The 7,972-nt window shown below is 73.2% G+C and carries 10 protein-coding genes and 2 pseudogenes; 3 read left to right on the forward strand and 9 right to left on the reverse strand.

The features are described from left to right. The 9 genes and pseudogenes from EAO71_RS01755 to EAO71_RS01795 form a co-directional block, all read right to left on the reverse strand. Window positions 1–535, reverse strand: a 535-nt coding sequence (locus tag EAO71_RS01755) for a serine/threonine-protein kinase (protein ID WP_147975987.1), incomplete at its 3' end; no start/stop codon positions are given. A gap of 89 nt (window positions 536–624) precedes the next feature. Next, window positions 625–1,113 (reverse strand): annotated as a pseudogene (locus tag EAO71_RS38425) (protein kinase domain-containing protein); the annotation flags it as partial. Next, window positions 1,110–1,367 carry a hypothetical protein gene (locus EAO71_RS38430; RefSeq protein ID WP_147975988.1) on the reverse strand — a complete coding sequence of 86 codons (258 nt, stop codon included), beginning with the start codon at window positions 1,365–1,367 and terminating at the stop codon, window positions 1,110–1,112. The pseudogene EAO71_RS38425 and the gene EAO71_RS38430, both read right to left, overlap by 4 nt. Then, a complete protein-coding gene (locus EAO71_RS01770) occupies window positions 1,354–1,638 on the reverse strand; it encodes a DUF6400 family protein (protein ID WP_187282518.1) in 285 nt (94 codons plus the stop codon). Before EAO71_RS01770 ends, EAO71_RS38430 begins: the two co-directional genes overlap by 14 nt. A gap of 234 nt (window positions 1,639–1,872) precedes the next feature. Beyond that, window positions 1,873–2,247, reverse strand: a complete 375-nt coding sequence (locus tag EAO71_RS01775) for a PRC-barrel domain-containing protein (RefSeq protein ID WP_147975989.1) — start codon at window positions 2,245–2,247, stop codon at window positions 1,873–1,875. Between the two features lie 191 nt (window positions 2,248–2,438). Beyond that, the gene (locus EAO71_RS01780; protein WP_147975990.1) at window positions 2,439–3,086 is read right to left on the reverse strand and encodes an alpha-ketoglutarate-dependent dioxygenase AlkB family protein; all 648 of its coding nucleotides are present in this window, start codon (window positions 3,084–3,086) and stop codon (window positions 2,439–2,441) included. A gap of 75 nt (window positions 3,087–3,161) precedes the next feature. Beyond that, complete coding sequence (locus EAO71_RS01785) at window positions 3,162–3,389, reverse strand: hypothetical protein (RefSeq protein ID WP_147975991.1); 228 nt, start codon at window positions 3,387–3,389, stop codon at window positions 3,162–3,164. 163 nt (window positions 3,390–3,552) lie between these two features. Further along, on the reverse strand, window positions 3,553–4,788 hold the full coding sequence (locus EAO71_RS01790; RefSeq protein WP_147975992.1) for a nitric oxide synthase oxygenase: 1,236 nt from the start codon (window positions 4,786–4,788) through the stop codon (window positions 3,553–3,555). 83 nt (window positions 4,789–4,871) lie between these two features. Further along, the gene (locus tag EAO71_RS01795) at window positions 4,872–5,492 is read right to left on the reverse strand and encodes a TetR/AcrR family transcriptional regulator (RefSeq protein ID WP_147975993.1); all 621 of its coding nucleotides are present in this window, start codon (window positions 5,490–5,492) and stop codon (window positions 4,872–4,874) included. A gap of 146 nt (window positions 5,493–5,638) precedes the next feature. On the opposite strand from EAO71_RS01795, the pseudogene EAO71_RS01800 reads away from it, so the two are divergent. The 3 genes and pseudogenes from EAO71_RS01800 to EAO71_RS01810 all read left to right on the forward strand — a co-directional run. Continuing rightward, a pseudogene (locus EAO71_RS01800) lies at window positions 5,639–6,424 on the forward strand (phosphatase PAP2 family protein); the annotation flags it as partial. Window positions 6,425–6,452: 28 nt separating this feature from the next. After that, window positions 6,453–6,854, forward strand: coding sequence for a DUF488 domain-containing protein (locus EAO71_RS01805; protein ID WP_147975994.1), 402 nt, complete (start codon window positions 6,453–6,455; stop codon window positions 6,852–6,854). A gap of 73 nt (window positions 6,855–6,927) precedes the next feature. After that, window positions 6,928–7,972, forward strand: a 1,045-nt coding sequence (locus tag EAO71_RS01810) for a cytochrome P450 (protein WP_261991943.1), incomplete at its 3' end; no start/stop codon positions are given.

A 7,972-nucleotide genomic window follows, 5' to 3' on the forward strand; every position in this document is an offset into this window, starting at 1 on the left:
AGGTGGCGTCGGCGGCGTAGGCGATGCCGAAGTCGATGACGCGCGGACCGTCGGCCGCGAGCAGGACGTTGGAGGGCTTGAGGTCGCGGTGCACGATGCCCGCGCCGTGGATGACGTGCAGGGCCTCGGCCATGCCGGCGATCAGCAGCAGCACCGCCTCGACCGGCAGCGCGCCGTGCGCGACGACCGAGTCGGCGAGCGAGGGGCCGGGGACGTACGCGGTCGCGAGCCAGGGCTGCGCGCCGTCGGTGTCGGCGTCGATGACCGGCGCGGTGAACAGCCCCTGCACGCGCTGCGCCGACTGCACCTCCTGCGCGAACCGGCGCCGGAACTCCGCGTCCTCACCGAACTCCGGCCGGATCACCTTGATGGCGACGGGCCGCCCGCCCGGCGTGTACGAGAGGTACACCTTGCCCATGCCGCCCGCGCCGAGCTTCGCGGCCAGCCGGTAGCCCGCGATGGTGGTCGGGTCGTCCGCGGCGAGCGGCTGGAAGACGTGCGGGGCGCCACCCCGGGACGGTTGCTGACCACTCATCAATGTTCACTTCTCCCCGTGCGGAACGCCGATACCGACGGCGCGCAGCCCTGGCTCGCGACCGCGTACGTCCCCGGCCCCTCGCTCGCCGACTCGGTCGTCGCGCACGGCGCGCTGCCGGTCAGCGAGGTGGCGTCGGCGGCGTAGGCGATGCCGAAGTCGATGACGCGCGGACCGTCGGCCGCGAGCAGGACGTTGGAGGGCTTGAGGTCGCGGTGCACGATGCCCGCGCCGTGGATGACGGCGCCGTGGATGACGTGCAGGGCCTCGGCCATGCCGGCGATCAGCAGCAGCACCGCCTCGAGCGCGACGACCGAGTCGGCGAGCGAGGGGCCGGGGACGTACGCGGTCGCGAGCCAGGGCTGCGCGCCGTCGGTGTCGGCGTCGATGACCGGCGCGGTGAACAGCCCCGCGGTGAACAGCCCCGTGACGGGGTGACGGGGTGACGGGGTGACGGGGTGACCGTCCGGCCTCGTCGCACCGGCCGCCGCGCGGCGGGTGACCCCGGTGTCCGGCCGCGGCGTGGAGGGCGATGACGCGCGGGCCGACCCGTGAAGGCCCGCCCGACGAGGGTTCAGGGGCGCGACCAGCCGCTGGTGACCCGGTCCCAGAAGGAGCGTGTGGCGCCGAACCCGCTCTCGTGCGCCCACACGTGGGCGCACGACGGGCACTGGAGGTGCAGCAGGCTGCCCGTGTTGGTCAGCAGGTAGCGCCAGTGGTCGGGGCACGTACGACGCTGCTCGCACGGCGCGCAGCCGCGGCTGTCGTCGCACGCCGGACAGGCCACCCAGGCGCGTCGCCCGCGGTCCGCCTGCGGGTCAAGCGGGAGCATGGCCGCCGCCGCGCCGGGGCAGTACGCCGGACGCGACGAGTTCGTCGTACAGGCGCTGCTGGTCCGCGTCGAGCCCGGAGTAGAGGAGGTCGTACGCCGCCTCCTCGCCGTTCATCACCTCGAGCGGGTCCCAGTGGGGGCCTATGGCGTCCAGCACGAGGACCTGGCGCTCGGCCTCCTGGGCGGTGAGGTCGACGGTGAAGTCGACCAGCGCGGACTCCGGGCGGCCGGAGCCCTCCGGAGCGGGGGACGGGGGGACGTGAGAGGTCATGGAGGGAACTTAGGTAACCCTTCCTTGATCCGGCAAGGAGGGGTGGGGGATGTCACAGCCGCTGGTCGAGGGCCGTCGTCGCCCCGCGGATCGCCCCGCAGTCGCGGCGAGGGTCGCCAGGACCGGCCTGTCGGCGCCGGTCGCGGGGAGGCTCCCCGGTCGCGGACCGGGCATGCGAGCGGCCCCGGCCCGAAGGGGGCCGGGGCCGCTGCGTTCCGTGAGGCGGGTGTCACCTCAGGCGGGCCGCGATCCACCCGGGAACGGGCCGCCCGTGCGGTAGTACTGGGCGATCTCCTCCCGGTACTGCTGGTCGGCGAGGTGCTTGTCGGAGTGGAATTCCGGCGAGTCCTTGATCTGCTCCTTGCTCAGGCCGATGTGGACCGTGTGCTCGTCCAGGTCGACCCGGGTCACCGTGCTGGCGGGGAGCAGTACTTCCTTGCCGAAGATCCACACTCCCGTGTCGACGACCAGATAGGCGTCGTTGACCTCGTCCGAGTGCTTGTCGACCTTGCCGATGTGACCGTCGGTCGCCTCGACCCTCCAGCCGATCAGGTTCGTGCCCGTGAGGTGACCCGTCGTCGTTCCGTAGCTCCACGGGTTCTCGGTCATGCCGTCACTCCTCTGATTCTCGGAACCGTCCGACTCGTGTTCTCGGCCGCTCGCCCCGGTCGGTCGGCGCGACCCACCGGCCGCGCCGCCGGAGCGGTGCCGGGCCCACCGGCCCATGACCCTCCGCCTGCCCGGGGGTCGCCGATCCACACCTGCGCGCGGGAGGTCGCGGCCGCAGGGGACGACACGCCCTAGTTCACGCCCCGGGTGCGGAACTGCACGCTGATCCGGGGGCCCACCGCGCGGGTCGTCTTCGGGACGGCGTGCTCCCAGGTCCGCTGGCAGGAGCCGCCCATCACGACCAGGTCGCCGTGGCCCAGTGGGAGCCGGAGGACGACGGTGCCGCCGCCCCGGGGGCGGAGGGCGAGCGTGCGGGGATCTCCCAGGGAGAGGATGGCGACCATCGTGTCCTGCGTGGCCGAACGGCCGTTGCGGTCGCCGTGCCAGGCGACGCTGTCGCGGCCGTCACGGTAGAGGCAGAGCCCCGCGGTGACGAAGGGCTCGCCCAGTTCGGAGGCGTAGTGGGCGCTGAGGGTCTCGCGCGCGTCGAGCAGGGCGGGGTGCGGGAGTTCGGCGCCTTCGCGGTAGTACGCGAGGAGGCGGGGCACCGCCACCACGCCGTCGTACATGCGGCGCGTCTCCGCCTGCCACGGGACGTGTGCGGCGAGGTCGTCGAACAGCGCGTCGGCGCCGTCGAACCACCCCGGCAGGTGGTCGACCCAGGCCCCCTGGTCCAGTGAGGTCCGCCGGACGCCGTCCAGCGCCCCGGGCCCGATGTCCGCGCCCTGGTCGAAGAGGGAACCCTGGAAGCCCGGGATGTCCGGTCGTGCTGCCGTCATGGGGTCCAGCATAGACAGTCGACCGAACATGTGAGCGATTAGGTGGAGGTTCGCTCGCGCGAGGGGTCGGCTGGGTCAGAGGATGTGGATGCGCTCCAGCGTCCCCTCGGCGTCGCGGATCATGAGGTCGTGCCCCTTGGCGCGCTCCCGTTCGACGTATCCGAGGAGCAGGATCGCCCGGTTGATGACGTCGGCCTTGCTGACGCCGCTCGCGGCGACCAGTTCGGACACGGCGGTCACCGCCGGCGGGCAGAGCGTCACGGAGAGGCGCTCGCTGTCGGGGTGGGAGGGGAGGCGGCTCATGGTGCGGCCTTTCGGTCCGGTCGATGCTGGCAGCTCAGCATGACATACGTGGTGCAGATCTGCACCACATATGCATCGGATATGCACCGGCACGTGGGTGCTGGGTCGAGGCTCCGGTCGCCGGGTGGTCGCGAAGCGGAGGCCACGGCCGGGACCGCCGGGGTCACGTCTCGCGTGCGACGAAGGCGGGCCGCAGCGACGGGTCGACGGGGTCGTAGTACCGGTGGAAGACCGGGGTCGCCGAACCGGAGACCGGAGGAACGATCCAGCTCCAGTCGGCGGGCGTCGGCCTCCCCAGGCGGCTCTCCTGGGCGATGTGGCGGAGGAACCGGTCCGACTCGGTGTGGTGATCGCTCATGGTCACCCCGGCCTCCTGGAAGGAGTGCAGCACCGCCACGTTGAGCTCGACCAGCGCGCGGTCCCGCCACAGGGTGCGCTCCGAGGAGCGGTCGAGCCCCAGTCGCTCGGCGACCACCGGCAGCAGGTCGTAGCGCTCGGCGTCGGCCAGGTTCCGGGCGCCGATCTCGGTCCCCATGTACCAGCCGTTGAACGGTGCCGTCGGATACCGCACCCCGCCGATCTCCAGGGTCATGTTGCTGATCGCGGGCACGGCGTACCAGCGCAGTCCCAGGTCCGCGAACCACGGGTGGTCGGGGTGGCTCAACGCCACCTCCAGCACCGCGTCGTCCGGCAGCTCGTACCACCGGGGCGCGGCGTCGGGGAGCTGCCGGACCATCAGCGGCAGTGGCTGGAAGCGCGCTTCCTCGCGCTTCCAGCCCAGGTCACGGGCCCGGCAGGTGAGATCGGCGCTGTGCGGGTCGCCGATCCAGCGGCCGTCGGGCCCCGGGTGTCCGGCGTACCGCACGAGCTGGTCGTTGACGATCCGCGCCGCGGGACGGCCCGGCGCGTCCGGCGCGAAGACGGAGATCACGGGACGGATCCGGCCGGCGTTGGCGGCCGACCGCAGATGGTCGAAGCAGTGCGCGGCGATGCCGTCGGCGGACGTGACGTGCCGCAGGTCCCGTACCACCAGACTGCGCCAGTAGAGCCTGCCGATGCACCGGGCCGCGTTGCGCCAGGCCACGCGGGCACCGAAGGCGAGTTCGGCGGGGGAGTGGGTGTACGTGCCGGTGCGGTCGATCTCGGCCAGTACCTCGCGGACCCTCCCCTCCACGTCTCCGGCGGCCCGCGGCTGCTCCCCGTGGAACTGGCGGACGAAGTCCTCCGCCTGCTGCCGGTCGGCCGCCTCCGGCGCCGGATCCGGTCCGTGCGGCGCGCGCGCCGCCGGCGCGGCGCCCTCGCGCGCGTCGTCGGACGTGTGGGGGCAGGTCCTGTTCCTCGGGACCAGCTTCCAGCGGCGGCTCAGGCTGAAGACCACGGTGTTCCCTCCCGCGGTCATGACTACCGGAAGGAAGCGTCCGGGCGCGGAGAGTGAGTGAATACCCGTCAGAGGAGGCGCTCCTCTTGGTAGGGTGCCGCCGGTCAGGGCCGGGCGCGCAGGGCCGGGAGCAGGACCCCGTCGACGAACGTGCGCATGGTGGCAGCGTCCGAGAACCGCTCCTCGAAGAGCCGCTCGATGCGGAGCATCCCGAGGAAGCAGGGGGCGACGAAGTCGATCGCCGGGTTGTCCGCGTCGATCTCGCCGCGCTCGACGGCGCGCCGCAGCATCGCGTCGAGCGCGGCGACCTCCGGGTGGATGACGGTCTCGCGCAGCGCCTCCCGCAGGTCGGGGTGCTGGATGTACGCCTGGCTGACCGCCTCCATCAGCTCGGCGTCCCGCTCGCGGGGCGTGGCGGCCAGGCGGGCGGCCTCCCGCAGGTCGCCGGCGAGGGAGCCGGTGTCGATGCCGGCGAAGAAGGCGCAGCGCTGTTTGGCGAGGGCGGCCGTGACGAGCTGCGGCTTGCTCCCCCACTGCCGGTAGAGGGTGGCCTTGCCGCACTTGGTGCGGGCCGCGACACCCTCCATGGTCACCGAGTCGTAGCCGCCTTCGCGGAGGAGGCAGAGCACGGCGTCGTACAGCTCCGCCTCGCGTTCGGGCGTGATCTTGCCGCGACGGGCGGCGGCGGTGGCGGCCTGCGTGGACGTCGTGGCCTGCGTGGACATCGATTCCTCCCGGACAGCTCTCTGCACATACGAGAGTAGGGGGTGCACAATCGAGACGCAAACGTATCGAGACGCTTGCGTCTCGATGAAATCGGATCTAGGCTTCCCCCGTTTGTTGCCGGTTTGACGGAAAAAGGGGCCGCGCCATGGCTGCCGGGATACGTGGGACACGTCCTGCAGGACCGGGGCCGACCGCTACCCCGAGACCGTCGCCGGTCCGCGAGCTGCTGCTCGTCACCGCGCTGTTCCTCGTGTACAAGTCCGGCCGGCGATTCGCGAACGGCCACGAACTGCGGGCGTTCCACAACGCCGACCGGATATGGGACGCGGAACGCGCCGTCCACCTGCCCGGCGAGGGCGCGGTACAGGCCCTGCTGCTGCACGGCGACGCGCTCGTCCGGGCCGCCAACACGTACTACGCGGCCGTGCACTTCCCGGCCACCGTCGCCTTCCTCGGCTGGCTCTACTGGCGCCGCCCCGGCCACTACGTGTGGTCCCGGCGCGTCCTGGCCCTGGTCACCGCCGCGGCTCTCGCACTGCACCTGCTGATGCCGCTCGCGCCGCCCCGGATGCTCGCCGCCGCCGGACTCGTGGACACCGCACAGGTCTACGGGCCCTCCGTGTACGGCGCGACGCCGGAGACGGACTCGATGGCGAACCAGTTCGCCGCGATGCCCTCGCTGCACTTCGGCTGGGCGCTGATGGTCGCGATCGGGCTGATCGCCGCCACCCGGGGCCGTCGGCGGTGGCTGTGGCTGCTCCATCCGCTGCTGACCCTGCTGGTGATCGTCGGAACGGCCAACCACTACTGGTTCGACGCGCTGGCCGCGGCGGCCCTGGTCGGCCTGGCCCTCGCCGTCGTCCCCGCGCCGGGCGCCCGCCCGGCCGCGCCCGGGGCCGACCCCGGCTCCGGCCGTGCCCGGGAGTGTGGCAGGGGCGCCCGTCCGGCACCCTGGAGCCATGCCCGCCTCCACCTCCGACGTGCGCGTCCGCCGGATCTACGAGCCCCCCGAGCCCGACGACGGCCTGCGCGTCCTCGTCGACCGGCTCTGGCCCCGCGGCCTCGCCAAGACCGACGCCCACATCGACGAATGGCCCAAGGCGCTCACCCCGTCCACCGAACTGCGCCGCTGGTACCACGGACCCGAGGGCACCTACGACGAGTTCCGCCGCCGCTACGAGACCGAACTCGCCGAACCCGGCGCCGCCGAGGCCCTGGACCGGCTCCGCGAACTCGCGGCCGCCGGCCGGGTCACCCTGCTCACCGCGGCCAAGGAACCGGACACGAGCCACACCTCGGTGCTCCTGGCGGCCCTGTCCGGAACCGCTCCCCGCCCACCGTCCCGTGACCCGGGGGCATAGCCAGGGGCGCGCCGGGCCCGTCACCATGGCCCGACGCACCGAGTTCCGCACCAGCTCCCTCCGGAGGCGCCGCGTGGACCCGATCTCGTACGAGCTTCTCGACGCACTGCAACGCGACCCGTACCCCCTCTACGCCCACGCGCGGCGTACCGAAGGGCTGACCTTCGTCCCCGAACTCGACGCCTGGCTCGTCTCCCGGGACGCCGACGTCCGCGAAGTGCTCCTGCGGCCCGAGGACTTCTCCTCGGCCCAGGCGCTCCGCCCCGACGTCCTGCCACCTCCGGCCGTCTTCGGCGTCCTGGCCCGCGGCTTCGGCCGGCGGCCCACCGTCGTCTCCACCGACGGCGCCGCCCACCGCCGCCACCGCGCCCCGCTCAACAGCGGCCTCTCGGCCGCCCGGATCGCCGCCCTCGCCCCGTACGCCGAAGAGGTCGCCAACTCCCTCGTGGACGCCTTCGCCGCCGACGGACGCGCCGAACTGATGGGCGCCTACGCCCGCAGGCTGCCCGGCGCCGTCATCGGCCGGCTCATCGGCATCGAGCCCGAGGACGTGCCCGCCGCCGTGCGCGGCGGACACCGCGCCGAACAACTGCTCTTCCGGCCGATGCCCGAGGACGAACAGCTCGCCGCGGCCGAGGACGTGGTCGCCCTCCAGCACCTCCTCGACCGCTACGCCCGCGAGCGGCGCGCCCGCCCCCGCGAGGACCTCTGCTCCGCGATGGTCGCCGCCCTCGCCCCGGACACCGGCCTGGGCCCCGGCCGGCGCGCCCTCACCTGCGACCAGCGCAGCGAACTCGTCGCCAACCTGCAGAACCTCCTCATCGCCGGTCACCTCACCACCACCGCCCTCATCGGCACCACGCTGCTCCACCTGCTGCGCCACCGCGACCAGTGGGAGCTGCTCTGCGCCCGGTCGGAGCTGATACCCGGGGCGGTGGAGGAAGCGGCCCGCTTCGACACCGCCGTCCAGGGATTCCGCCGCACCACCACCCGCCCGGTCGCCCTGGCCGGGACCGACCTGCCCGCCGGAGCGACCGTCTTCGTCGCCTACGGCTCCGCGAACCGCGACGAGGCGCGCCACCCGGACCCCGACGTCTTCGACATCGCCCGGCCCGCCA

Source organism: Streptomyces sp. MS191 (genome assembly GCF_008042125.1).
Classification (GTDB): Bacteria; Actinomycetota; Actinomycetes; order Streptomycetales; family Streptomycetaceae; genus Streptomyces.